Genomic DNA, 25,046 nt, shown 5'->3' on the forward strand with positions numbered 1-25,046 from the left:
AGGAGCGCCCGTGACGCAGACGCCGCAGGACCTGCCCGACTTCGAGCCCGACCACGACCAGGACGCCGAGCCGGCCTCGCGCCCCGACGGCGGCGCCGCGAGCGACGGCGGCCAGGAGGAGCAGGCAGGCGACCAGGACGCCGGTCCGGCGTCCTCCTGACGCCCTACCCGTCGCCGGCCGCGCTCACGCAAGCGTGCGCGAGAACTCCCCGAGCCGCTCGACGGGGCGGAAGCCGAGGGCGACGTTGACGGCGACCATGTGCTCGTTGACCTCGGCGTTGTAGGTGATCAGCCGCGTGACGTCGGGCCGCTCGGCCTGCAGCAGCCGCAGGTTCGCCACCTTGACGGCCACGCCGAGGCGGTGGCCGCGGTGGTCGCGGTGCACCAGGGTGCCCCACTGGTAGGCGCGGCCCGGCTCGTGCACGGTCGTCGCGAGGTCGGTGTAGGCGACCACGGTGCCGTCGGCGTCGAGCGCGACCGCGGAGTACTTCGTGCGCCCCTGTCGCCGCACCGTCTCCTCCTTGACCCGCACGAGCGCCGGGTCGACGTCCTCCGCCTCGAGCTGCAGGTCGCCCATGGGGGCCTCCACGACGAGCTGCCCGACGAGCGCGGCCCAGCCCTCGAGGAGCTCGTCGGGCACCGGCCCGACGAAGGCCCGCAGGGTGTACGCCGTGTGGTACGGCGCCGCCTCGGCGGCGAGGCGGTCGAGGAGGGCGCCGTCGACCGGGAGGTCCAGCACGCGCTGCACGTCGCCGAGCGCGTTGCTCCACCCGTGGCGCTGCAGGAACTCCACCCCCGGCACCCCGGCGCCGTCGGGTCCGAGGTCGTGGGCCCAGCCGACCTCGCCGTCGAGCAGGGTCCGGCCGGCGGCGCGGGCCCGCTCGGTGAGGTGCTCCAGCAGGGCGCTGCCGTGGCCCCGCCGGCGGTGGTCGGGGTGCACGTGCACCGCCATCCAGGCGTGGTCGCGGTTGTCGCGCTGCGGGAGCTCGAGGTAGCCCGCGGCCACGACCTCGCCGCCGTCGAGGCCCGCCCACAGCTCGATCGTGCGGCTGTCGTCGTCGGCGAGCACGTCGACCCGGACCTCGTCGTGCTGCCAGGCGGTGGCGGTGTCCTCGCGACCGTGCAGCTCGGCGGCGAGGTAGGTCGCGTGCCACCCGTCGTACAGCGAGGAGCGCTCGCCGTCGGGCGGCGCGGGGACGGGGACGATCTCGAGGCTCACGAGCCACGAGCCTAGGCACGCGGGACCCGAGGGAGCGACCGGTTTTCGGGCGGCGCGCCTCAGAGCGCGAGGCGGTCGCGCACCACGGTCGCGAGGCGCTCGGCGACCGCCGAGGCCTCCTCGGCCGTGCCGGCCTCGACCATGACGCGCACGAGGTCCTCCGTGCCGGAGGGGCGCAGCAGCACGCGGCCGCCGTCGCCGAGCACGGCCTCCTCCTCGGCCACCGCGGCGGCGAGGATCGTGTCGTCGTCGGCGCGGGTCTTGTCGACGCCCGGCACGTTGACGAGCACCTGCGGCAGCCGCGTCACCACGCCGGCGAGCTCGGCGAGGGGGCGGCCGGTGACGGCCATGCGCTCCAGCACGTGCAGCGCGGTCAGGATGCCGTCGCCGGTGGTGGCGAAGTCGCTCATGATGACGTGGCCCGACTGCTCACCGCCGAGGGAGTAGCCGGCGACGTTCATCGCCTCGAGCACGTAGCGGTCGCCCACCTTGGTCTGGCGGACGCCCACGCCGGCGGCGCGCATCGCCTGCACGAAGCCGAGGTTGCTCATCACGGTGGCCACGACGGTGTCGCGGGCCAGGCGCCCCTGCTCGCGCAGGCCGAGCGCCAGCACGGCGAGGATCTGGTCGCCGTCGACGACCGCACCGGTGTGGTCGACGGCCAGGCAGCGGTCGGCGTCGCCGTCGAGCGCGAAGCCCGCGTCGGCGCCGTGCTCGAGCACCGCGGCGCGCAGCGGCTCGAGGTGGGTCGAGCCGCAGCCGTCGTTGATGTTGAGGCCGTCGGGCGAGGCGTGGATGGCCACGACCTCGGCGCCCGCGGCCGCCAGCGCCCGCGGTCCGGCCTCGGAGGCCGCGCCCTCGGCGCAGTCGAGCACGACGGTGAGGCCGGCCAGCGGCTGGGCGAGCGTCTCGACGAGGTGCCGGGCGTAGTCCTCGACGGCGGTGGGGTGGGTGCGCACGCGACCGACGGCGGCGCCGGTGGGGCGCTCCCACGACTGGCCGACACGCGCCTCGATCTCCTGCTCGACGCGGTCGTCGAGCTTGCGCCCGCCGCGGGCGAGGAACTTGATGCCGTTGTCGGGCATCGGGTTGTGGCTCGCCGAGAGCACCACGCCGAGGTCCGCGTCGAGCGCGGCGGTCAGGTGCGCGACGCCCGGCGTCGGGAGCACGCCGAGCAGCACGACGTCGACCCCGGCCGAGGCCAGGCCCGCGACCACGGCGGCCTCGAGGAACTGCCCGGAGACACGCGTGTCCCGGCCGACCACGGCGAGCGGGCGCCCCCCGGGACGGGGGACGTGCAGCTCGTCGTGGTCGGCCAGGACACGGGCGGCGACGACGGAGAGGTCCAGGGCCAGCTCGGCGGTCAACCGACCGTTGGCCAGGCCCCGGACCCCGTCCGTGCCGAACAGCTTCTGCAACGCAGGAGCCGGGTGCGTCAGCGCTTGCTGAACTGGGGCGCCTTGCGCGCCTTCTTCAGACCGGCCTTCTTGCGCTCGATGACGCGGGCGTCGCGGGTGAGCAGCCCGGCCTTCTTCAGCGACGGGCGGTTGGCCTCGACGTCGACGGCGTTGAGGCAGCGGGCCACGCCGAGGCGCAGCGCGCCGGCCTGACCGGTGATGCCGCCGCCGTGGATGCGCGCGATCACGTCGAAGCGGCCGTCGAGCCCGAGGTTGGCGAAGGGCTCGTTGACGACCTGCTGGTGCAGCTTGTTGGGGAAGTAGCTGTCGAGGTCGCGACCGTTGACCGTCCACTGGCCGGTGCCCGGCACGATGCGGACACGGGCGACGGCGGCCTTGCGGCGGCCGGTGGCGGCAGCCGGCGCGATCGTCGCGGGGCGGGCCTCGGTGTCGGCGGAGGGGGCGCTCTCGGAGGAGTAGGCGACGCCGCTCTCGTCGGTGGTGTAGGTCTCCTCGACCTCGGGGGTGGTGGTCTCGGCCACGGGAAGTCCTCGCTCGTCCTGGGTCGTCGTCACTGGGAGATCTGGGTGATCTCGAAGGGCTTGGCCTGCTGGGCCTGGTGGGGGTGCTCCGGGCCGGAGTAGACCTTGAGCTTCTTCAGGACCTGACGGCCCAGGCGGTTCTTGGGCAGCATGCCCCAGACCGCGGCCTCGACGGCCTTGCGGGCGTCCTTCTCGAGGACCTCGCCGATCGGCGTGGCGGTGAGACCGCCCGGGAAGCCGGAGTGGCGGTAGGCCATCTTCGTGGTCTTCTTCGTGCCGGTCAGGGCGACCTTCTCGGCGTTGACGACGATGACGAAGTCGCCCATGTCCATGTGCGGCGCGAAGGTCGGCTTGTGCTTGCCCCGCAGGAGGTTCGCGGTGGTGACGGCCAGGCGACCGAGGACGACGTCGGTCGCGTCGATCACGTGCCACTCGCGCTGGATGTCAGCGGGCTTGGGGCTGTACGTGCGCACGGCAGTACTTCCTGTTCTCGTTCGTGGACCCGGACGGTGGACCCGCCGGGCGGTGGAGCCACGCCTGCTGACGAACACGGCCCGGCTCGACTCGCACCCCCGACGCAGCGGGGGCGGACCGTCCGGATCTGCACCGCGGCGGGCCGGAGGACTCCGGCGCACCGAGGCACGGCAACAGGCGCGGGGAGCGACGATACGCGAGCGCGCGCCCGGGCAGCAATTCCCGGCCCCGGCTTCGCCCTGCAGCCGTCCCCGGACTAGGTTGGCCGGGACCACCCCACTCTGCAGCCTCTCACCGTAGCGAGGAGCCGACGTGACCTCCGAGTCGCTCACCGTCCGTGACAACCGCACCGGACAGGAGTACGACGTCCCGATCGTGGACGGCACCATCAAGGCCGCCGACCTGGGCAAGATCCGCCCGGGCGAGGACCAGCCCGGCCTGGCGGTCTACGACCCCGGCTTCGTCAACACCGCGTCGTGCCGCTCGTCGGTCACCTTCATCGACGGCGAGAAGGGCATCCTCGAGTACCGCGGCTACCCCATCGAGCAGCTGGCGGAGAACTCGACCTTCCTCGAGGTCGCCTACCTGCTGATCCACGGCGACCTGCCCACCAAGGAGCAGTACGACGCCTGGGTGCACGAGATCACCTACCACACGTTCGTCCACGAGAACGTGAAGACCTTCATGCAGGGCTTCCGCTACGACGCGCACCCGATGGGCATGCTCATGGCCTCGGTCGGTGCGCTGTCGACCTTCTACCCCGACGCCCGCAACATCGGCGACCCCGAGAACCGCCACATGCAGATCGTGCGGATGATCGCGAAGATGCCGACGCTCGGCGCCTGGTCCTTCCGCCACGCCCAGGGCAAGCCCTACGTCTACCCCGACAACGACCTGGGCTACACCGCCAACTTCCTCTCGATGCTCTTCAAGATGAGCGAGAGCAAGCACGAGGCCGACCCGCGCCTGGTCAAGGCGCTCGACGTGCTGTTCATCCTGCACGCCGACCACGAGCAGAACGCCTCCACCAACGCCGTCCGCTCGGTGGGCTCGACCCAGGTCGACCCCTACTCCGCCGTGGCCGCCGGCGTCGGCGCCCTCTACGGCCCGCTGCACGGCGGCGCCAACGAGGCCGTGCTGCGGATGCTCCGCCGCATCGGCTCGAAGGAGAACATCCCGGCCTTCATCCAGGGCGTGAAGAACGGCGACGAGAAGCTCATGGGCTTCGGTCACCGGGTCTACAAGAACTACGACCCGCGCGCCAAGATCATCAAGAAGGCCTGCGACGACGTCTTCGAGGTCACCGGGGTCAACCCGCTGCTCGAGATCGCCCAGGAGCTGGAGAAGATCGCCCTCGAGGACGAGTACTTCGTCCAGCGCAAGCTCTACCCCAACGTCGACTTCTACTCCGGGCTGATCTACGAGGCCTTCCAGTTCCCGCCGGAGATGTTCACCGTCCTCTTCGCCATCGGCCGCACCCCGGGCTGGCTGGCCCAGTGGCTCGAGCTGACGCAGGACAAGGAGCAGAAGATCGCGCGGCCCAAGCAGATCTACACCGGCGCGCGCACGCTCGACTTCGTGCCCGCCGCGGAGCGCTGGGCCTGAGCCAGCGGCTCCCACCAGGGCCCGGCACCGAGCACCGCACCGAGCCCGAGGGCCGGCCCCCGCGTCAGCGGAGGCCGGCCCTCAGCTCGTCCAGGGCGTGCGCGAGCGTGACCTGCGGCGTCCAGCCCCAGGACCGGGCGCGGTCGCTGCGCACCTGCCCGCTCCACCCGGGCTCCTCGCTCCACGCCGGCTCGACCCCCACCGCCTCGGCGACGGTGCCGGCGTAGTCGCGCCAGGTCGCCGGCTCCCCGGCGACCGTCACCGCCGTCGTCCCCCCGGCGAGCGGGCCGCGGTCCGGGTCGTCGGCCAGCGGGACCCGTCCGGTGGCGACGTCGGCGACCAGCGCTGCCAGGTCCTCGACGTGCACCCAGGCGAAGCTGCGCTCGGGGTGGCCGGCCAGGTGCGAGGGGTCGCGGCGCGCGTCGGCGGGGCGCAGCGTGTTCCACACCGAGCTCTCCCCCGGGCCGAGCACCGCAGGCGGGCGGACCAGCACGCGCGTGGGTCCCTCGAGCGCCGCGATCGCGGCGTCGGTGTCGCGCTTGGTGACCGGGTAGTCCCCGGCGTCGTCGTCGACGAGCGGTGCGTCCTGGTCGACGTCGCCGACGCCGGGGCTGCGGTCGTGCACGGCCGCGGTCGACAGGTGCACCGCCAGCGGCACGCCGGCGTCGTGCGCGGCCCTCACGAGCGCCGGTGTGGCCTCGACGCCGACCGCCTGCTGCGTCGCCCGGTCGCTGCCCATCGGGTGCACGGTCGTGACCAGCGCGTCGGCGCCGACCACCACGGTCTCGGCCACGTCGGCCTGGGCGAAGGACCCCACGACCTCCTCCGCCCCCGCCGGAGCGGTGCCGGCACGGCGTACGACGGCGCGCACGCGCGCGCCCCGCTGCAGCAGGGCGCGGGTCACCGCCTCGCCGACGAGGCCGTTGGCCCCGGTGACCACGACCAGGGGGCTGGCCGGGGCGGCGGTGGCCGCCGACGCGCTGCTGCTGGTGCTCGAGGTGGGGGTGCGGCTCGAGGTGGGGGTGGAGGTCGTCTCGCTCACGACCCCCACCGTGCCACCGGCGCGGGTGCCCTCAGACCACCTGGCTCTCGCGGCTCGCCCAGAAGGGCGCGCGCAGGTCGCGCTTGAGGATCTTGCCGGTGGGGTTGCGCGGCAGCGCCTCGACGACGTCGACCGACCTGGGGCACTTGAAGTGCGCGAGGTGCTCGCGGCTGTAGGCGATCAGCTGCGCCTCGCTCACCGAGGTGCCCTCCTTCAGCACGACCACGGCCTTGACCGCCTCGCCCCAGGTCTCGTCGGGCACGCCGATGACGGCGACCTCGAGCACCGCGGGGTGCTCGGCGAGGACCCGCTCGACCTCGGGCGAGTAGATGTTCTCCCCGCCGCTGATGATCATGTCCTTGAGCCGGTCCTGCACGAAGACGAAGCCGTCGGCGTCGAGGCGCCCCATGTCGCCGGTGCGGAACCAGCCGTCGTCGGTGACGACCTCGGCCGTCGCCTCCGGCTTGCCGAGGTAGCCCTTCATGAGCTGGCGGGTGCGCAGCCAGATCTCGCCGTGCTCGCCCGTCGCGACCTCCTCCAGCGAGGTGGGGTCGACGACCTTGACCTCCACGCCCGGCACGGGCCGCCCGGCCGACACCAGCCGCTCGGGGTGGCCCGAGGCGGCGGCCTCGCGGTGCTCGTCGGGCAGCAGGTGCGTGGCCACGCCGGCGACCTCGGTCAGGCCGTAGACCTGCAGGAAGTCGGTCTCGGGCCACGCCTCCATCGCGGCGCGCAGCAGCGGGGGCGGCATCGGGGCGGCGCCGTAGGTGTAGGTGCGCAGCCCGGCGAACAGCCTCACCGCGTCGGGCCCGGACTGCAGCACCTGCGCGAGGACCGCGGGCACCAGGAAGGTGCGGTTGGCGCCCTGCAGGATCGCGCCGGCCAGCGAGGCGCCGTCGGGCTCACGGGTCATCACCGACTCCACGCCGTCGTGGATGCCGAAGAGCACGTAGGAGGAGCCGCCCACGTGGAAGAGCGGCATGGCGACCAGGGACTTGTCGCCGGGCTCGAAGCTCCAGCCGTCGTGGGCGTTGACCGTGTGGCAGACCATGTTCTCGTGCGTGAGCATCACGCCCTTGGGGCGCCCGGTGGTGCCGGAGGAGTACATCACCAGGCAGGTGTCGTCGACCTGCACGTCGGGGCCGCGTCCCACCGGCTCGTGCTGCGCCAGCCACGCTTCGTACTCGTCGTCGTCGCCGCCCTCGGGTGTCACCTCCACGACCGTGCGCACGGCGGGGAGGGCCCCGCGCCGGCGCAGCGCCGCGACGGTCGGGGCGAGCTCGCGGCCGACGAAGAGCACCTGGGCGCCGCAGTCCTCGACGGCGTACTCGACCTCGTCGGGCGACGAGCGCCAGTTGACGATCGCGTTGGCGGCACCCAGCGACCCGGCGGCGAGGCTGACCTCGACGCAGGCCGGGTGGTTCTTGTCGAGGAACGACACCACGTCGCCGCGGCGCACGCCGAGCGCCTGCAGCCCCCCGGCCGCGCGACGGACCCGGTCGTCCCACTGCGACCACGTCCACGTGCGGCCGAGGTAGGTCATCGCCGCCGCGTCGGGGGTCTCGCGGGCCCAGTGGGCCAGCCGGTCGTCGACGAAGCGGGGGTCGGGTGAGCTCACGGGGGGCCTTCCGGTCGGACGGGCGTGGGGTGCGGCGATTGTGACCCAGCGCACACGGGGCCGCAACGAGGTCTTCGCCCGTTGCCAGCGCACCCTCAGGTGTCGCACAGGGTCGTCCGGGAACCTCGAGGCATGAGCGACCAGCACCCCCGTCCCGAGGACCACCACCCCGTCGACCCCGCCCACCCCGCCGGTGCCGACCACCCCACCGGAGCCGACCACGGCCGCACCGGGCCGGTCCTCCCGCCCCCGCCCCCGTCGTACGACGACACCGTCCCGCTCGGCGCGACGGCACCGGCGCCCAGCGGCCTCGGTGCGCCGGCCCCCTCGCCCGCCCCCCGCCGCGGCCGCCTGGTCGCCGGGGTCGCCACCCTCGCGCTGCTCGTCGGCGGCGGCGCGGGCCTCGGCGGCGCGGCGCTGCAGGACGCCCTCGACGACGACGCGCCGACCACGGGTGCCGGTGTGCCCGCCTCGGCCGGCACCTCGGCCAGCGCGCCCGCCCCGGTCGCGGTCGCCGACGGCACGATCGAGGCCGTGGCCGAGGAGGTGCTGCCGTCGGTGGTGAAGATCGACGTGCGCGGCGAGGAGGGGGCAGGCAGCGGCTCCGGCATCGTGCTCAGCGAGGACGGCCAGATCCTCACCAACCAGCACGTCATCGAGGTCGCCGAGGACGGCGGCACGATCCGGGTCGGCTTCACCGACGGCACGACCGCCGAGGCGGAGGTGCTCGGCAGCGACCCGCTGACCGACACCGCGGTGATCCAGGCGGTCGACGTCTCCGGCCTGACCCCGATCGAGGTCGGCGACTCCGACGCGCTGCGGGTCGGGCAGCAGGTCGTGGCCGTCGGCTCGCCCTTCGGCCTCGACTCGACGGTGACGACCGGCATCGTCAGCGCCCTCGACCGGCCGGTCAACGTCGGGCGCACCGACGAGGGCGGCACGACCACCTACCCGGCGATCCAGACCGACGCGGCGATCAACCCCGGCAACAGCGGCGGCCCGCTCGTCGACACCGAGGGCCGCCTCGTGGGCATCAACTCCTCGATCCGCACCGCCGCGACCGGCACCGGTCAGGCCGGCTCGATCGGCCTCGGCTTCGCCATCCCGATCGACGAGGTGCTGCCGATCGTCGAGCAGATGGCGGCCGGCGAAGAGCCGACCCACGCCCGCCTCGGCGTCTCGATCACCGACGTCGCGACCGCGCAGGTGCCGGGGGCGCTGCCCGAGGGCCTGGTGGTCGACGCCGACGAGCTCCCGGCCGCCGGGGCGCTGGTCAGCGAGGTGCCCGCGGGCGCTGCCGCCGACGCGGGCCTGCAGCCCGGCGACGTGGTGGTGCGCGTCGACGACACGGTGATCACCGGTTCGGACTCGCTGATCGCCACCATCCGCTCCTACCGCCCCGGCGACGAGGTCGAGGTGACCTGGGTCCGCGACGGCGAGGAGCAGAGCGCGACCCTCGAGCTGGGCTCGGACGCCGACGGCTCCTGACCCCGGGGTCGTCCCGGGTCGCGCCCGTCCGTCCCCGGCCCGTGGGCCGGGGACGGACGGGCTCAGCGCTCGAGGACGGCGGTGGTGCGGGCGGGCACGACGACCTCGTCGGCCCGCACCTGCGTGCCTCGCACGACCTCGTCGGCGCCGCGTCGCTGCGCCGCGTGCAGGCGCCACCCCGCGCCGGTGCCGGTCACGGTCACCGGGTCAGGGGTGGGGTTGACGAGCACCAGCAGGCCCTCGCGGGCGGGGTCGACGTCGCCTCCGACCGTGTCGTCGAGCAGCATCGCGACGGTGCCGAGCGGGGCCTCGAGGAACGACACCTTCTCCTGCACCGCGGCGGCGGTGCCGAGCCGGAAGAGCCGCGACGAGGTCCGCAGGCGCAGCAGGTCGAGCGCCGCCTCGTGGGCGGCGGACATCTCCGCCTGCCCCATCCGCAGCGCGGGGTCGCCGAGCAGGGGCCGCAGGTAGCCCCACTTGGCCTCGTTGTCGCGGCGCGGCGGCAGGCCGGAGCCGAAGGTGTGCTCGCGGCGCGACCAGTCGACCCGGTTGAACCAGTCGCCGGAGTCGTAGGAGTTGCGGTCCAGCGACTTCGAGCGCAGCAGGTCGGTGCCGGCGTGCCAGAAGGCGGTGCCCTGGCCCAGCGCGACCGTCGAGAGGGCGACGGTGTTGGCCCGCACCCGCTCGGCCGGCGAGGTGCCCTGCGGCAGCTTCAGCGCGAAGGCGTCGTAGAGCGTCTCGTTGTCGTGGGCGTCGACGTAGGTGACGGTCTCCCCCGGCTCGGCGGCGTAGCCGGCGGGCGAGCCGTTGTAGTCGACCTCGCGACCGGTGGTCTCCCCGCCCGCCGCGCTGCGGAAGCGGAAGTCGGCGAGGTTGCCGGCCATGCCGAGCGCGACCAGGTCGGTCTCCTGCCGCAGCCGGCGCTCCTGCTCGGCCGGGGTGCGGCCCTCGCGGTCGTTGGGGTCGGTGAGCAGGCCCGACCCGAAGCCCTGGACGCCCGGGTCCTCGTCGAAGGGCCCGCCGCCGCGCACGGCGTCGCGCAGCCGGTCGGAGAAGGTGCCGATGCCGGTGCCCGCGAGGTTGGCCTGCGTGGCCTGCTCGAAGCGCGCGTCGTCGGCCACCTCGCCGAAGTTCCAGCCCTCCCCGTAGATCCCGATCCGCCGGCCGTCGACGCCGTCGCGGGCGACGGTGAGCTCGTCGAGCGCGGCGCGCACGGCCAGCACGTTGGCCTTGGAGTGGTGCCCCATGAGGTCGAAGCGGAAGCCGTCGACGGCGTAGTCGCGCGCCCACGTCACCACCGAGTCGACCATCAGCTTCTCGGCCATCGCGTGCTCGGTGGCCGTGTTGGCGCAGCAGGTCGACGTCTCGACCGCGCCGGTGGCGTCCAGCCGGTGGTAGTAGCCCGGCACGACCCGGTCGAGCACGCTCTTCGCGTCCTGCCCCGACGCGGCGGTGTGGTTGTAGACCACGTCGAGCACGACCTCGAGGCCGGCGCGGTGCAGGCCCTGCACCATGGCGCGGAACTCGCGGGTGCGGGTCGGGCCCTCCGGGTCGGAGGCGTAGGACCCCTCGGGCGTCGTGTAGTGGAAGGGGTCGTAGCCCCAGTTGAACCCGTCCTGCCCGGCGACCTCGCCGACGCACTCCTGCTGGCGCTCGGAGTCGGCCGGCAGCGCCGCGAGGTCGCAGGCCGGCTCGGCCTGGGCCGGTCGCCGCTCCTCGATCGTGGCGATGTCGAAGGTCGGCAGCAGGTGCACCGTGGTGAGCCCTGCCTCGGCCAGCCGGCGCAGGTGGCGCATGCCGTCGGAGCCGGTGTGGGTGAACGCGCGGTAGCGGCCGCGGTCGGCCGCCGGCACCGTCTCGTCACCGATCGAGAAGTCGCGCACGTGCTGCTCGTAGATGCTGCGGTCGACCGCCCGTTCCACCGTCGGACGCGGCCCGCCGCCCCAGCCGGCCGGGGCCAGCGCCGGGTCGTCGAGGTCGACGAGCACCGAGCGCTGCGAGTTGGTGGTGAGCGCCAGCGAGGCCGGGTCGGTGACGCGGTTGGCCACGACCTGCTGGGCCTCCGGCGCCCACACGCGCACGTCGAAGAGGTACGACGCCCCGCGCCAGGCCTTCTCGCCCCGCACGGTCCACGCGCCGTCGCGCTGCCGGGTCATCGCGACCCGGCGCGGCTCGGCCTGCTCCTGGCCGGCCGGCCACAGCAGCAGGTCGACGTCCTGGGCGGTCGGCGCCCACAGCGCGAGCGAGGGGGTCGCGCCGGTCCAGGTGGGGCCGAGCTCGCGACGGTCGGCGCCGCGCTGGGCGACGTACACGTCGTCGAGGACGCCGGGGACCTGCACGCCGGTGGCCGCGGTCAGCCGGCCGTCGGGGTCGTACGACGCCACGGCGAGCTGGCCGCGGAGGAGCTCGTCGGCCCGCCGGGCGTCGGCCGGTCGCAGCCGCAGCGCCTCGAGGTCGGCGAGGTGGGGGAAGTCGGCCACGACGTCGGCGGGGAGCCCCGCCGGGTCGAGCGTCAGCGGCACCGAGGTGGCGCCGGCCGGGCCGTCGAGCGTCTCGGCGTCGGCGACCAGCCGGCCGTCGGGCGAGGCATGCAGGCGCCACGTGCTGCCGGCGGGCGCGTCGTCGGGCACGTCGAGGGCAACCACGTCGTCGCGCAGCCAGTGCGCGCGCTCGGCGGTGAGGTCGGGGCGCGGGCCCGCGTCCTGCGTCAGCACGGTCAGCTCCTTGGTCTCGAGGACGTAGCGGAAGAGGACCTCCTGGCCCGCGGCGCCGACGGTGAAGCCGATGTTCGCGCCGCCGGGCGCACCGCCGGCGCCGTAGTTCTCGTCCCACGACAGGCCGTGGGCAGCCTTCACCTCGTAGGTCCCCGGCGGGATCCGGGTGGTGGCGAAGGTCAGCACGCCGTCGCCGTCGGGGTCCTGCAGCCACGAGCGCATGCAGGCCGGCGACCAGTCACCGGGGCAGCCGAGCTCGGACTGGAAGCTGCCGGGCGCGGTCACGACCGGGCCCTGCGCGTCGCTGGTGACGTGGTGGGTGCGGTGGTCGTAGAAGAACCGCACCTCGCGGGAGCCGCCCGTGGTCAACGACAGGTTGGGGCCGTTCGGAGCGCCGCCGGCGCCGTAGTTCTCGGTCCACGAGCGGTCGATCGCGGCCTTGTACTCGTGGGTGCCGGCCGGCACCGGGAGCGTCGCCTTCCACACGTCGTCGGCGGCGTCGCGGGTCAGCTGCACCGCGTCGCAGTCGGGCTGCCAGTCACCCGGGCAGCCGACCTCCTGGTTGAACGAGCCGGGCACCGACACGGCGCCGGGCTGCTCGACCGGGCCGTCGGGGGTGCCGGGGCCCGGGTCGGTCGGGGCGGGCGCACTGCCCTCCTCCGCCACGACGGCCGGGGCGCCGGCTGCGCTGAGGTTGCCGGAGTGGTCGCGCAGGACCGCGCGGTACTCCACCTCGGTGCCGACCGGGAGGTCGCGGACGTCGTGGCGCACGCGGTAGGGCGCGGTGTCGTCGGTGCCGAGCACCTCCCACGCCTGCGCGCCGGTCTCGCGCCAGGCGAAGGTCACCTCGTGGAAGCCGGGCTCGGCGGGCTGCGCGCGCACCTCGGCGCGGCTCGCGACCGTGCCGGGGGCACCGTCGGTGGTCAGCGGGCGCACCAGGGCGACCGCGGGGGCCGCCTCCCGCTCGGGCAGGCGGCCGTCGGCGCGGAAGACCACCGAGGACAGCGGCGGCACCGTCAGCGTGACGCGGCCCTCGTCGTCGGCCTTCAGCCGCTGGGACGCCCCGGCCGGCCAGACCTGGCGGAAGCCGCCACGCTCGCGCAGCGTGTCGAAGGAGACCGTGCGGGCCTCCTCGGCATTGTTGACCGCGACGACGAGCTCGCGCCGCTCCTCGCGGTCGACGCGGCTGAAGGCGTAGACGCCGGCGCGGTCGCTGGCATAGCGGTGCAGCTGCGCGCCGTCGGCCAGGGCAGGGTGGCGCTCGCGCAGCTCGGAGAGCGCGGCGATGCGGCGGTAGAGCGGGTGGGTCGGGTCGAAGTTGTCGTCGGCCGGGGTCGCGTCGGTGCCGACCTGGTCGTCGTCGGCGTACTCCGCGGTGCGCGTGGGGAACATGTCCTGCCGCGCGTCCTTGTCGCCGCCGGGGCCGGTGAAGCCCTGCTCGTCGCCGTAGTAGACGACCGGCTGGCCGCGCACGAGGAACATCAGGTCGTGGGCGAGGCGGTCGCGGGCGAGCAGCTCGTCGCCGCTGGCCGCGTCGTCGAGGAAGGAGGCGATGCGGCCCATGTCGTGGTTGCCGAGGAAGGTCGGCAGGGAGTACGCCGAGGAGTCGGCGTCGGTGTACCAGTCGTCGTCGGCGAAGAGGTCGCGCAGGCGCGTCGTGCCGCTGCCGGTCGCGAAGGCGGTGGCGGCGGACTGGAAGCCGAAGTCGAGGGTCGCGTCCATCTCGCCCTCGGTGGTGTAGGTGCTCATGAACGACGGGGCGGAGTCGAAGACCTCGCCGAAGGCGAAGAAGTCGTCGTTGCCGATGCGGGCGGCCTCCGCGCGGATGGCCGGTGCGAACTCCTGCCAGAACTCCAGGTTGACGTGCTTGACGGTGTCGATGCGGAAGCCGTCGATGCCGAAGCGCACCCACTCCTCGTAGATCTCCGTCATGCCGTCGACGACCTCGGGCTGCTCGGTGAAGAGGTCGTCGAGGCCGACGAAGTCGCCGTAGGTCGACGACTCGCCGGCGAAGGTCGAGTCGCCGCGGTTGTGGTAGCGGCGCGGGTCGTTGAGCCAGGCCGGCACCTTGACGGTCTCGTCGGCCTCGGTGCGGAAGACCGGGGTGCGTGGGAAGGAGGTCTCCGCGTCGAGCTCGGGGAAGGTGTCGCCGCCCGCGAAGTCGCGGTCGTCGAAGGCCTCGCCGTCGGCGTCGCGGTAGGGCTGGGTGGCCTTGTCGACGTAGCCGTACTGCTGCTCGCGGTAGTCGAGGACGTCGGCGGTGTGGTTGGTGATGATGTCGAAGAACACCTTGATGCCGCGGCGGTGGGCGTCGTCGACGAATGCCTTCAGCTCCGCGTTCGTGCCGAAGTGCGGGTCGAGCCGCGTGAAGTCGGTGACCCAGTAGCCGTGGTAGCCCGCACTGGCCTGGTCACCGGAGCCCTGGACGGGCTTGTTGGCGAAGCTCGGCGTCAGCCAGATCGCGGTCGTGCCCAGCCCCTCGACGTAGTCGAGCCGCTCCCGCATGCCGGCCAGGTCGCCGCCGTGGAAGAAGCCCTTGTCGGTGGGGTCGAAGCCGTGGTCGAGCCGGCCGCCCTCGATCCCGCCGCGGTCGTTGGTCGGGTCGCCGTTGGCGAACCGGTCGGCCATGACGAAGTAGAACCGCTCGCGCGTGAGCGGTCCGCGCACGGGGGCCCGCACGAGGTCGCGGTCGGCCGCGGTCACCTCGTCGGAAGTGCGCGCCGCCGAGCGGTAGGAGGTCGGGCCCGGCGTCGTCGCGGAGCGCGGCGCGTCGGTGCGCGGCACGGCGCCCGGCCCGGGAGGAGACGGCTCGGCGCCGCCGGGCGCGGCGCCGACGGGCGCGGCGCCCGCCAGGCTCACCGCGGTGAGGAGGGCCACCGCGGACGCGGCGGTGGAGAGCAGGGGTCGGCGCACGGTGTGACTCCCGAGAGTGGGCCCGTCAGGGCGAGCAGTGTGGGCGCGGTCACACTAGGCCGCGCCGACGAGATGTTGCAAGGGCGGCAACTTTTTGCAGCCCGGGCCGGGCCGTCGGAGTCCCCGGTCGACCGGGGACTCCTGCACTTGTGGCCCGAGAACTCGGGGCACAAGTGCAGGACCTGGGGCACAAGTCCGCACGCAGGGGCCGCTCGGCGGCGCGGCGGCGCGGCGGCGGGGGGGTCAGCCGACGTGCGCGAGGAAGGCGAGCGTGCGCTGCGTCAGCAGGGCCGCGGCCTCGCGGTCGTACGACGGGAGGCTGCGGTCGGCGAAGAGGTGCTGGTCGCCGTCGTAGGTGAACAGCTCGGCCAGGTCCGGCCCGAGCGTCTCGACCAGCTCGCGGGCGGCCGGGAGGTCCTCGTCGAAGAACTCGTCGCCGAGCTTGCCGTGCACCTGCACCGGCACCCCGGCCGGCCACGGCCCGAAGGCCCACTCCCCGGTGACGGGGACGCACGACTCGTAGAGCAGGGCGCCGCGCGCGCCCGGCCGGGTCTGCGCGAGCGACTGGGCGCGCACCACGCCCCAGGAGAAGCCGGCGTAGACGAGCGCCTCGGGCAGACCCGCCACCGCCGCCTCGGTGCGGCGTGCGACCTCCCCGTCCGGGAGGCCCTGGACGTAGCCGAACCCCTCCTCGACGGAGTCGAAGGTGTGCCCGTCGAAGAGGTCGGGCGCGTGCACGGTGTGCCCCGCGGCCCTCAGGTCGTCGGCGAACGCCAGCACCCCGGCGGTCAGCCCTTGCACGTGGTGGAACAGCAGCACCTGGGCCATGCTCGACCCTAACGCGCGCGCGCCACGCGTCCCTCGTCCCACACGGGGCCGTCGGACTCGTAGACGCGGCCGTCCGCGCCGTACACCAGGAACCGGTCGAAGCCGCGGGCGAACCAGCGGTCGTGGGTGACCGCGAGCACGGTGCCCTCGAAGGCCTCGAGGCCCGCCTCGAGCGCCTCGGCCGACTGCACGTCGAGGTTGTCGGTCGGCTCGTCGAGGAGCAGCAAGGTGGCGCCCGAGAGCTCGAGCAGCAGGATCTGCAGCCGGGCCTGCTGCCCGCCGGAGAGCGACTCGAAGGTCTGCTCGGCGGCGTGGGCGAGCTCGTAGCGGTCGAGCACGCGGCTGGCCTGCTCGCGCCCCATCCCGGCACGACCGCGCCCGTCGGGCTGGGCGTCGCCGCGGTGGAGGATCTCCACCAGGGTGCGGCCGACGAGCTCGGGGTGCTCGTGGGTCTGGACGAACCACCCCGGCCGCACCCGCGCCCCGAGGCGGGCGACGCCGGTGTGCGGCACCGGCGCGACGGGCTCCCCGACGGGGCGGTGCTCCACGTCGGGGTCGCTGCCGCCGCCCGCGAGCAGGCGGAGGAAGTGCGACTTGCCGGAGCCGTTCGAGCCGAGCACGGCGACACGCTCGCCGTACCAGACCTCGAGGTCGAAGGGCTGCATCAGGCCGGTGAGCTCGAGGCCCTCGCACACGACGGCGCGCTTGCCGGTGCGCCCGCCCTTCAGAAGCATCGACACCTGCTGCTCGCGCGGCTGCTCGGTCGGCGGGCCTGCCTCCTCGAACTTGCGCAGCCGCGTCTGCGCGGCTTGGTAGCGGCTGGCGAGGCCGTCGTTGTAGGCGGCCTTCTGCTTGTACATCAGCACGAGCGCCTTGAGCTTGGCGTGCTCCTCGTCCCAGCGCCGCCGCAGCTCCTCGAAGCGCGCGAAGCGGTCGGCGCGCGCCTGGTGGTAGGACGCGAAGTCGCCCGGGTGGGTCCACACCTGGTTGCCGGCGGCACCGAGCTCGACCGTGACGACCCGCGTCGCGGTGTTGGCGAGCAGCTCGCGGTCGTGGCTGATGTAGAGCACGGTCTTGGGCGAGGTGCGCAGGCGCTCCTCGAGCCAGAGCTTGCCGGGCACGTCGAGGTAGTTGTCGGGCTCGTCGAGCAGCAGCACCTCCTCGGGGCCGCGCAGCAGCTGCTCGAGCACGAGCCGCTTCTGCTCGCCGCCCGACAGGGTGCGCAGCGAGCGGTGGCGGGCGCGGTCGAAGGGCACCCCGAGCGCGGCGACGGTGCAGACGTCCCAGCTGACCTCGAGGTCGTAGCCGCCCGCGTCGGCGTACTCCGCCAGCGCCGTGGCGTAGCGCATCTGCGTCGCCTCGTCCTCGTCCTCCATGAGCAGCCGCTCGCAGGCGTCCACCTCGGCGGCCGCCGCCTGCACGCGGGTCGGCGCGACGCTGAGCAGCAGGTCCGCGACGGTCGGGTCGACGACGTCCGAGCCGTCGCCCCGCACCACGCCGTGGCCGACGAACTGCCGCATCACGCCCAGGCCGCCGGAGCGCGTCACGACCCCGGCGTGCGGCTGCAGGTCGCCGGTGACGATGCGCAGCAGCGTGGTCTTGCCCGCGCCGTTGGCGCCCACGAGGGCGACCTTCTGCCCCTCGCCGACGCGGAACGACACGTCGTCGAGGAGCACCCTGCCGTCGGGCAGCTCGAAGCGCACCCCTGCCACGTCCACGTGTCCCACGGGCGACGATTGTCCGGCACGGCGCGGGCCCGGGCGAGCGATTTGCCGAGCGGCTCAGCCGGGGTCGGCGCCCAGCATCCGCAGGACCAGCAGCCGGTAGTGGTCCGCGACCTCGTCGGGCGCCCACCCCTCGCCTCGGCGGAACCAGCGCGCGACGTCGATGCCGAGCGAGGTGACCGCCGCCGCGCTCATCCGCGGGTCGGGTGTGCTGAGCTCGCCCGCCGCCACGCCCTCGGTCACCAGGGCGACGACCACCTGCTCGATGCGGTGCCGCAGCGCGGTGATCTCGTCGAGGTGCTCGGGGGCGAGCGCGGCGAGCTCGTAGTTCACCACCCGGGCCGACGTGTTGTTCACCGCGTGGTGCCGCACGAAGTCGGCGACGAGGCGCCCGAGCCGCTCGACGACGCCGCCGGGCGACGTCGCAGCCGCCTCGACGAGCGCGAGCGTGCGGCGGTGACCCTCGAGCGACAGCGCGAAGAGCAGGCTCTCCTTGCTGCGGTGGTGCACGTAGAGCGCCGCCGGGCTCATGCCCGCCGCGGCCGCGATGTCGCGGGTCGTCGTGCCGTGGAAGCCGCGGGCCGCGAACGCCTCGACCGCGGCCTGCGCCAGGCGCGACCGCGCGGCGTCGGCCCGCCCGACGGGCTCGCGGGGCTCCTCGCTGCCGGACCCGCCCACGACCCCTCCTCCCGGCGTACGACGCGGCGCGCGGCCGTTGACGCGACCGTGCGGTGGAGGCGATGCTAAGCAAGCGCTCAGTCACCTGTCCACGACCGCCGCCTGGAGGCCTCCGCCGTGCACTGCTCCGCCACCCCCGGACCCCGCGCGTGAACGGCCTCGCCGGCCGCACCGCCCTCGTCACCGGCGCGAGCCGCGGCATCGGCCTCGGCATCGCCCAGCGCCTGGTGGCCGAGGGCGTCCGGGTCTGCGTCACGGCTCGCAAGCCGGAGGCCCTCGCCGCCGCCGTCGAGGAGCTCGGCGGGCCCGACCACGCGATCGCGGTGGCCGGCCGCGCCGACGACGTCGAGCACCAGCGCGACGCCGTCGCGCAGACCCTCGAGGCGTTCGGCAGCCTGGACCTGCTGGTCAACAACACCGGCATCAACCCCGTCTTCGGTCGGCTGGTCGACCTCGACCTCGACGCCGCCCGCAAGATCACCGAGGTCAACTGCGTCGCGGCGCTGTCGTGGGTGCAGCAGGCCCACCGCGCCTGGATGGGCGAGCACGGCGGCGCGGTCGTCAACGTGGCGTCCGTCGCGGGCCTGCGGCCGGCGCCGGGCATCGCCTTCTACGGCGCCAGCAAGGCGATGCTGATCCACCTCACCGAGGAGCTCGCCGTCGAGCTCGGCCCCTCGATCCGCGTCAACGCGGTCGCGCCCGCCGTGGTGAAGACCCGCTTCGCCGAGGCGCTCTACCAGGGCCGCGAGGAGCAGGTCGCGGCGGCCTACCCGCTGCAGCGGCTCGGCGTCCCCGACGACGTCGCCGGCGCGGTGGCCTTCCTGCTCTCCGACGACGCGTCGTGGCTGACGGGCCAGACGGTCGTGCTCGACGGCGGCGTCACGCTGACGGGCGGCGCCTGATGAGCGGGGTCCTGGCCGGCCAGGGCGTCGTCGTCACCGGCGCGGCCGGCGGCATCGGGCGGGCCCTGGCCGCCCGCGCGGTGCGCGAGGGTGCGCGCGTGGTCGTCAACGACCTCGACGCCGAGCGCCTCGCCGCCACCGCCGCCGAGGTCGGCGCCACCGCGGTGCCGGGCGACTGCGCCTCCGACGAGGGCGTGCGTGCCCTCCTGGACGCGGCGAGCGCCGAGCTCGGGCGCGTCGACTGCTTCTTCGCCAACGCCGGCATCGACGCGGGCGCGGGCCTCGAGACCGACGACGCGACCTGGGCGCGGGTGCACGAGGTCAACGTGATGAGCCACGTGCGCACGGCGCGCCACCTGGTGCCGCGCTGGCTCGGGCCCGAGGACGGCGGCACGGGCGACGGCCGCGGCGGTCGCCTCGTCGTCACCGCGTCGGCCGCCGGGCTGCTCACGATGATCGGCGCGGCGCCCTACTCCGTCACCAAGCACGGGGCGGTCGCCTTCGCCGAGTGGCTCTCGGTGACCTACGGCGACCGCGGCGTCACGGTGCAGGCGATCTGCCCGCAGGGCGTGCGCACCCGCATGCTGGAGCAGGCGGGCCCGCTCACCGCGCTGCTGTCGCACGACGCCGCGCTCGACCCCGACGACGTCGCCCAGGCCTGGGTCGACTCCCTGGCCGACGACCGCTTCCTCGTGCTGCCCCACCCCGAGGTCGCGGGCTACTACGCCGCCCGCGCCACCCAGACCGACCGCTGGCTGGCCGGCATGCGCAAGCTGCGCCGGCTCGTCGACCGCACGCCCACCGCCTCGCCAGGAGCCGACTCGTGACCGACCCCTCCCCCCGCGGCCTCGACCTCGCGGCCTTCCACCGGTGGTACGACGCGCAGGTCCCGGGCGACCTCGGCCCCGACCTGACCGGCGAGCTGATCGCCGGGGGCCGCTCCAACCTGACCTACGCCGTCACCGACGGCACGACCTGCCGCATCGTGCGCCGGCAGCCGCTCGGGCACGTGCAGGCGACGGCGCACGACATGGGCCGCGAGCACACCGTGATGACCGCGCTGGCGCCCACCCCGGTGCCCGTGCCGCGCACCTTCGCGCGCTGCGACGACACCGAGGTGCTCGGCGCGACGTTCTACGTGATGGAGCACGTCGCGGGCACGCCCTACCGCTCTCGGGCCCAGCTGGAGGAGCTCGGCGCCGACGCGACCCGGCGCGTCGCCGAGGCGATGGTCGACACCCTCGCCGCGCTGCACGCGGTCGACCCGGCCGAGGTCGGCCTCGCGGGCTTCGGGCGACCCGAGGGCTTCGTCGAGCGGCAGGTGCGGCGGTGGGGCCAGCAGCTCGAGGGCTCGCACAGCCGCGACCTCGCCGGCGCCGACGAGCTGCGCGCCGAGCTCGCACGCCGCGCCCCCGGCGCGGCCTCGCCCGACCACACGATCGTCCACGGCGACTACCGCCTCGACAACCTGCTCGTCGACGCCGCCCACGAGGGCGCCGAGGTGCGGGCGGTCGTCGACTGGGAGATGGCCACGCTCGGCGACCCGCTCACCGACCTCGCCCTGCTCGCCGTCTACGACCAGCTCGCCGGCCTCGACCGCAGCGGGCTGCTGGTCACCGACGCCAGCACCGCCCCCGGCTTCCCCAGCACCGACGAGCAGCTGCAGCGCTACTCCGCGCAGAGCGGCCGCGACCTCGGCGAGATGTCCTTCCACCTCGGGCTGGCCTACTTCAAGCTGGCCGTCATCCTCGAGGGCATCCACTACCGCTTCCTGCAGGGCCAGACCGTCGGCGAGGGCTTCGACCGCATCGGCGACGCCGTCGAGCCGCTGCTCGGCGCCGGCCTCGACGCGCTGCGACGCTGACCCGCCACCACCCGACGTACGCCCGCTCCCCCGCACAGACCGGAGACACCATGGACTTCGCCCACGACGCCGCGACCCAGGAGCTGCAGCGCACGCTGCTCGACTTCATGGACAGCCACGTCCACCCCGCCGAGGCGACCTTCCACGCCCAGCTCGGCGAGCTCGACGACCGGTGGGCCTGGTCGCGCGTGCCGGTGCTCGCCGAGCTGCGCGAGGCAGCGCGCGAGCGGGGGCTGTGGAACCTCTTCCTGCCCGGCGAGCAGGGCAAGGCGCACGGGGCGCCCGGCCTCACCAACCTGCAGTACGCCCCGCTCGCCGAGATCTCCGGGCGCAGCGGCCACCTCGCCCCGGCGGTGATGAACTGCGCGGCGCCCGACACCGGCAACATGGAGGTGCTGGCGATGTTCGGCACCCCGGAGCAGCAGGAGCGCTGGCTGACGCCGCTGATGGACGGGCGCATCCGCTCGGCCTTCGCGATGACCGAGCCCGACGTCGCCTCCTCCGACGCCACCAACATCGCCACGCGCATCGAGCGCGACGGCGACGAGCTCGTGCTCAACGGCCGCAAGTGGTGGATCACCGGCGCGATGAACCCCGAGTGCGAGGTCTTCATCGTCATGGGCAAGACCGACCCGGAGGCCTCGCGACACCGCCAGCAGTCGATGGTCCTGGTCCCCCGCGACACCCCCGGGCTGGAGGTCGTGCGCGGCATGGAGGTCTTCGGCTACGACGACCACGAGCACGGCGGCCACGCCGAGCTGCGCTTCAGCGACGTGCGCGTGCCCGCCGCCAACCTCATCGGCCCCGAGGGCGCGGGCTTCGCGATCGCGCAGGCCCGTCTCGGCCCCGGCCGCATCCACCACTGCATGCGCTCGATCGGCGTCGCCGAGATGGCGATCCAGCTGATGTGCGAGCGCGCCGAGGCCCGCACCGCCTTCGGCCGCACGCTGTCGCAGCAGGGCGTCGTGCGGGACTGGATCGCGGAGTCGCGGGTGCGCCTCGAGCAGCTGCGGCTGCTGGTGCTGAAGACCGCGTGGCTCATGGACACCGTCGGCAACCGCGGCGCCCACACCGAGATCCAGGCGATCAAGATCGCCACCCCCGCCACCGTGCAGTGGATCCTGGACAAGGCCATCCAGGTGCACGGCGCCGGCGGCCTGAGCCAGGACTTCCCGCTCGCCAACGCCTACGCCGGCATCCGCACCCTGCGCTTCGCCGACGGTCCCGACGAGGTGCACAAGAACAGCCTCGCCAAGGCCGAGATCGCGCGCCACCAGCACTAGCCCGAGCAGGAGGAGACCCCGTGGACCTGTCGCTGTCCGAGGAGCAGGAGAGCTTCCGCCGCCTGGCGCGGGAGTTCCTGGAGAAGGAGGCGGTCCCCCACCGCACGGAGTGGGACCGCCGCGAGGCCGTCGACCTCGCGATCGTGCCGAAGATGGCGGAGCTCGGCTTCTTCGGCCTCACCATCCCCGAGCAGTACGGCGGGCTCGGCGGCGACTACGTCACCTACGCCCTCGCGATGGAGGAGCTGGGCCGTGCCGACTCCGCGCTGCGCGGGATCGTCTCTGTCTCCAGCGGCCTGGTGGGCAAGTCCGTCCTGTTCTTCGGCTCCGAGGAGCAGAAGGCGGAGTGGCTGCCGCAGCTCGCGACGGCGCAGAAGCTGGGCTGCTTCGGCCTCACCGAGCCGGGCACCGGCTCGGACGCCGGCAACCTGACGACCAGGGCACGCCGCGACGGGTCCGACTGGGTGCTGTCCGGGCAGAAGCTCTACATCACCAACGGCACCTGGGCCGACGTCGCCCTCGTCTTCGCACGCACCGGCGGCGAGGGGCCGCGCGGCGTCTCGGCCTTCCTCGTGCCGACCGACGCACCGGGCTTCGAGGCCCGCGAGATCAAGGGCAAGCTCGGGCTGCGGGGCCAGGCCACCGCGGAGCTGTTCCTGGACGACCTGCGCGTGCCCTCCTCCGCGATGGTCGGCGAGGAGGGGCAGGGCTTCAAGATCGCGATGAGCACCCTCGACAAGGGCCGGCTCGCGGTCGCCGCCGGCTGCGTCGGCATCGTGCAGGGCTGCCTCGAGGTGGCGGTCGACTACGCGACGACCCGCACCCAGTTCGGCCGGCCGATCGCGTCCTTCCAGCTGGTGCAGGACATGATCGCCGACATCTCCCTGGACGCCGACGCCGCGCGGCTGCTCGTGTGGCGCACCGCCGACCTCGTCGACCGTGGCGAGCCCTTCGGCACCGCCGCGTCCAAGGCCAAGCTCTTCGCCTCCGAGGCCGCCGTCCGCGCCGCCAACCTCGCCATCCAGGTGCACGGCGGCTCGGGATACGTCGACGAGTACCCGCCCGAGAAGTACCTCCGCGACGCCCGCGTCATGACGCTCTACGAAGGCACCAGCCAGATCCAGAAGCTGCTCATCGGCCGTGCGGAGACCGGGATCAACGCGTTCACCTGACCCGAGGACGGTCTCGAGACCCGCCCCGCCCGTCAGTCCCCGGCGCGGCGGGTCTCCAGCACCCGGAAGCCCTTGGCGCTGGCGACCCGCTCGGTGGGCCAGCCCTGCTCGCCCAGCCAGCGCTGCAGCGAGTCGCCGCCCAGGTTCTTGCCGACCACCATCACCGCACGACCACCCGGCGCGAGCCGGGGCAGCCAGGTGAGCAGCAGCTCGTGCAGCGCCTGCTTGCCGATGCGGATGGGCGGGTTGCTCCACACCTCGTCGTACGTCGCGTCCGCCGGCACGTCCGCCGGCGTCACCGCCCGGTAGCGGTCGGCCACCCCGAGCGTGGCGGCGTTCTCGCGCGCCAGCAGCAGTGCGCGCTCGTTGACGTCGACGCCCGTCACGTCTGCCTCGGGGACGGCGCGGGCGATCGCCAGCCCGATCACGCCCCAGCCGCACCCCAGATCGAGCACCCGCCGGGCGTCGACCGGCGGCTCCGTCTCCCGCAGCAGCACCGCGGTGCCGGCGTCGAGGCGCCCGCGCGCGAAGACCCCGGAGCCGGACACCAGGTCGAGGTCGTGGCCCCAGACCCGGCAGGTCACCGGCTCGCGCGTGAACGGGACGGACGGGTCGGCGCTGAAGTAGTGCTCGTCGCTCATGCCTGCTCCTCGCTCTGCGCCTCGCTCCGCGCCTGGGCCGTGACGGCCCCGGTCACCACCGGGTCCGGCAGCTCCCGGCGGCGGCGCGCGGTGGTGGCCTGGGCGGCGAGCTCGGCGTCGGGCGGGTAGCCGACCTCCTCCAGCGTGAGGCCGTGCGCGTGCGCCACGGCGACGGCGGGGTCGCGCTGCCTCCCTGCGAGCACGTCGGCCGCCCAGCCCGGCTCGCGGCGACCCTCCCCGACGGCCAGCAGGCAGCCGACCAGCGCACGGACCATCGAGTGGCAGAAGGCGTCGGCGCGCACGGTCGCGACCGCCACCCCGGCCGCGTCGCGCTCCCAGCGCAGGTCGAGCAGGGTGCGCACGGTCGTGGCGCCCTCGCGCCGCTTGCAGAAGGCGGCGAAGTCGTGGAGCCCGACGAGCGCGGCAGCGGCCTCGTTGACCCGGTCGAGGTCGAGCGGGCGGGGCCACGCGAGCACGTGGCCGCGGGTGAGCGGGTCGACCAGCGCCGGGGCGTCGGCGACCCGGTAGGCGTACCGGCGCCACACCGCCGAGAAGCGCGCGTCGAAGCCCGGGGCCGCCGCGCGCGCCCCGTGCGCGCGGACGTCCTCGGGCAGCACGCCGTTGAGGCGTCGGAGCAGCGCCTCGGCCGGGTCATCGGCCACCCGGCCCGCCGCCGCCTCGAGCACGCCCTCGGGGAGGTCGACGTGCGCCACCTGTCCCCGCGCGTGCACCCCGGTGTCGGTGCGACCGGCGCAGGTCACCGCGACCCCGTCGAGCCGCAGCACGGTCGCGAGCGACTCCTCCAGCGTCGCCTGCACGGTGCGCAGCCCCGGCTGCGACGCCCAGCCGCGGAACCCGCGGCCGTCGTAGGCGAGGTCGATCCGCAGGCGCACCGGGGCATCCTCCCAGACCCCGCATCGTCCGGCCCGTCGCGGGCACCTG

Annotated in this window: 20 protein-coding genes; 8 read left to right on the forward strand and 12 right to left on the reverse strand. The window is 74.4% G+C overall.

The window, feature by feature from the left end:
* The first annotated feature begins 10 nt into the window (after positions 1 to 10).
* Positions 11 to 160, forward strand: a complete 150-nt coding sequence (locus BJ989_RS16200; RefSeq protein WP_179519092.1) for a hypothetical protein — start codon at positions 11 to 13, stop codon at positions 158 to 160.
* Positions 161 to 184: 24 nt separating this feature from the next.
* Here the strand turns inward: BJ989_RS16200 and BJ989_RS16205 are convergent, their stop codons facing one another.
* Genes BJ989_RS16205 through rplM form a run of 4 tightly spaced genes read right to left on the reverse strand, consistent with a single transcriptional unit; the run spans position 185 to position 3,631 of the window.
* Positions 185 to 1,219 (reverse strand): GNAT family N-acetyltransferase, encoded by a 1,035-nt coding sequence (locus tag BJ989_RS16205; protein WP_179519093.1) that lies wholly within the window; start codon positions 1,217 to 1,219, stop codon positions 185 to 187.
* Between the two features lie 59 nt (positions 1,220 to 1,278).
* Entirely contained in the window at positions 1,279 to 2,637 is a 1,359-nt protein-coding gene (gene glmM / locus BJ989_RS16210) for a phosphoglucosamine mutase (RefSeq protein WP_179519094.1), read from the reverse strand.
* Positions 2,638 to 2,654: 17 nt separating this feature from the next.
* Positions 2,655 to 3,158 carry a 30S ribosomal protein S9 gene (gene rpsI / locus BJ989_RS16215; RefSeq protein WP_179519095.1) on the reverse strand — a complete coding sequence of 168 codons (504 nt, stop codon included), beginning with the start codon at positions 3,156 to 3,158 and terminating at the stop codon, positions 2,655 to 2,657.
* A 29-nt stretch (positions 3,159 to 3,187) separates the two neighbouring features.
* Positions 3,188 to 3,631: a 50S ribosomal protein L13 gene (gene rplM, locus BJ989_RS16220; RefSeq protein ID WP_179519096.1), complete on the reverse strand. Its 444-nt coding sequence runs from the start codon at positions 3,629 to 3,631 to the stop codon at positions 3,188 to 3,190.
* A 313-nt stretch (positions 3,632 to 3,944) separates the two neighbouring features.
* Between rplM and BJ989_RS16225 the strand changes: the two genes are divergently transcribed.
* Entirely contained in the window at positions 3,945 to 5,237 is a 1,293-nt protein-coding gene (locus BJ989_RS16225) for a citrate synthase (RefSeq protein ID WP_179519097.1), read from the forward strand.
* Between the two features lie 64 nt (positions 5,238 to 5,301).
* On the opposite strand, the gene BJ989_RS16230 is transcribed toward BJ989_RS16225, so the two are convergent.
* Together BJ989_RS16230 and BJ989_RS16235 are read right to left on the reverse strand one after the other, a co-directional pair.
* Complete coding sequence (locus tag BJ989_RS16230) at positions 5,302 to 6,279, reverse strand: NAD-dependent epimerase/dehydratase family protein (RefSeq protein WP_179519098.1); 978 nt, start codon at positions 6,277 to 6,279, stop codon at positions 5,302 to 5,304.
* 31 nt (positions 6,280 to 6,310) lie between these two features.
* Positions 6,311 to 7,897 (reverse strand): long-chain-fatty-acid--CoA ligase, encoded by a 1,587-nt coding sequence (locus tag BJ989_RS16235; RefSeq protein WP_179519099.1) that lies wholly within the window; start codon positions 7,895 to 7,897, stop codon positions 6,311 to 6,313.
* Between the two features lie 132 nt (positions 7,898 to 8,029).
* Here BJ989_RS16235 and BJ989_RS16240 point away from each other — a divergent pair, with 132 nt between their 5' ends.
* Positions 8,030 to 9,385 (forward strand): S1C family serine protease, encoded by a 1,356-nt coding sequence (locus BJ989_RS16240; RefSeq protein ID WP_179519100.1) that lies wholly within the window; start codon positions 8,030 to 8,032, stop codon positions 9,383 to 9,385.
* 62 nt (positions 9,386 to 9,447) lie between these two features.
* On the opposite strand, the gene pulA is transcribed toward BJ989_RS16240, so the two are convergent.
* From pulA to BJ989_RS16260, 4 genes are all read right to left on the reverse strand, one after another.
* The gene (gene pulA / locus BJ989_RS16245) at positions 9,448 to 15,012 is read right to left on the reverse strand and encodes a pullulanase-type alpha-1,6-glucosidase (protein ID WP_343049446.1); all 5,565 of its coding nucleotides are present in this window, start codon (positions 15,010 to 15,012) and stop codon (positions 9,448 to 9,450) included.
* Positions 15,013 to 15,255: 243 nt separating this feature from the next.
* A complete protein-coding gene (locus BJ989_RS16250; protein WP_179519101.1) occupies positions 15,256 to 15,840 on the reverse strand; it encodes a dienelactone hydrolase family protein in 585 nt (194 codons plus the stop codon).
* A gap of 8 nt (positions 15,841 to 15,848) precedes the next feature.
* Complete coding sequence (locus BJ989_RS16255; protein WP_179519102.1) at positions 15,849 to 17,567, reverse strand: ATP-binding cassette domain-containing protein; 1,719 nt, start codon at positions 17,565 to 17,567, stop codon at positions 15,849 to 15,851.
* A gap of 54 nt (positions 17,568 to 17,621) precedes the next feature.
* The gene (locus BJ989_RS16260; protein WP_179519103.1) at positions 17,622 to 18,242 is read right to left on the reverse strand and encodes a TetR-type transcription factor C-terminal domain-containing protein; all 621 of its coding nucleotides are present in this window, start codon (positions 18,240 to 18,242) and stop codon (positions 17,622 to 17,624) included.
* 149 nt (positions 18,243 to 18,391) lie between these two features.
* Between BJ989_RS16260 and BJ989_RS16265 the strand changes: the two genes are divergently transcribed.
* Genes BJ989_RS16265 through BJ989_RS16285 form a run of 5 tightly spaced genes read left to right on the forward strand, consistent with a single transcriptional unit; the run spans position 18,392 to position 23,463 of the window.
* Positions 18,392 to 19,144 (forward strand): SDR family oxidoreductase, encoded by a 753-nt coding sequence (locus BJ989_RS16265; protein WP_343049447.1) that lies wholly within the window; start codon positions 18,392 to 18,394, stop codon positions 19,142 to 19,144.
* A complete protein-coding gene (locus BJ989_RS16270; RefSeq protein WP_179519105.1) occupies positions 19,144 to 19,971 on the forward strand; it encodes an SDR family NAD(P)-dependent oxidoreductase in 828 nt (275 codons plus the stop codon). The genes BJ989_RS16265 and BJ989_RS16270 overlap by 1 nt, the downstream gene beginning before the upstream one ends.
* The gene (locus BJ989_RS16275) at positions 19,968 to 21,008 is read left to right on the forward strand and encodes a phosphotransferase (RefSeq protein ID WP_179519106.1); all 1,041 of its coding nucleotides are present in this window, start codon (positions 19,968 to 19,970) and stop codon (positions 21,006 to 21,008) included. The genes BJ989_RS16270 and BJ989_RS16275 overlap by 4 nt, the downstream gene beginning before the upstream one ends.
* A 50-nt stretch (positions 21,009 to 21,058) precedes the next feature.
* On the forward strand, positions 21,059 to 22,291 hold the full coding sequence (locus BJ989_RS16280; protein ID WP_179519107.1) for an acyl-CoA dehydrogenase family protein: 1,233 nt from the start codon (positions 21,059 to 21,061) through the stop codon (positions 22,289 to 22,291).
* 20 nt (positions 22,292 to 22,311) lie between these two features.
* Complete coding sequence (locus BJ989_RS16285) at positions 22,312 to 23,463, forward strand: acyl-CoA dehydrogenase family protein (RefSeq protein WP_179519108.1); 1,152 nt, start codon at positions 22,312 to 22,314, stop codon at positions 23,461 to 23,463.
* Positions 23,464 to 23,495: 32 nt separating this feature from the next.
* On the opposite strand, the gene BJ989_RS16290 is transcribed toward BJ989_RS16285, so the two are convergent.
* Both BJ989_RS16290 and truA read right to left on the reverse strand, forming a co-directional pair.
* A complete protein-coding gene (locus tag BJ989_RS16290; protein WP_179519109.1) occupies positions 23,496 to 24,104 on the reverse strand; it encodes a class I SAM-dependent methyltransferase in 609 nt (202 codons plus the stop codon).
* Complete coding sequence (gene truA, locus BJ989_RS16295; RefSeq protein WP_343049448.1) at positions 24,101 to 24,997, reverse strand: tRNA pseudouridine(38-40) synthase TruA; 897 nt, start codon at positions 24,995 to 24,997, stop codon at positions 24,101 to 24,103. Before truA ends, BJ989_RS16290 begins: the two co-directional genes overlap by 4 nt.
* Between the last annotated feature and the right edge of the window lie 49 nt (positions 24,998 to 25,046).

This window comes from Nocardioides perillae (assembly GCF_013409425.1).
In the GTDB taxonomy this organism is placed as follows: Bacteria; Actinomycetota; Actinomycetes; order Propionibacteriales; family Nocardioidaceae; genus Nocardioides; species Nocardioides perillae.

Bases quoted from the DNA above. Each gene is read 5' to 3' on its own strand.
- BJ989_RS16270 (WP_179519105.1), top strand. From the start codon at position 19,144: ATGAGCGGGGTCCTGGCCGGCCAGGGCGTCGTCGTCACCGGCGCGGCC.
- BJ989_RS16250 (WP_179519101.1), bottom strand. From the start codon at position 15,840: ATGGCCCAGGTGCTGCTGTTCCACCACGTGCAAGGGCTGACCGCCGGG.
- BJ989_RS16290 (WP_179519109.1), bottom strand. From the start codon at position 24,104: ATGAGCGACGAGCACTACTTCAGCGCCGACCCGTCCGTCCCGTTCACG.
- BJ989_RS16240 (WP_179519100.1), top strand. From the start codon at position 8,030: ATGAGCGACCAGCACCCCCGTCCCGAGGACCACCACCCCGTCGACCCC.
- BJ989_RS16280 (WP_179519107.1), top strand. From the start codon at position 21,059: ATGGACTTCGCCCACGACGCCGCGACCCAGGAGCTGCAGCGCACGCTG.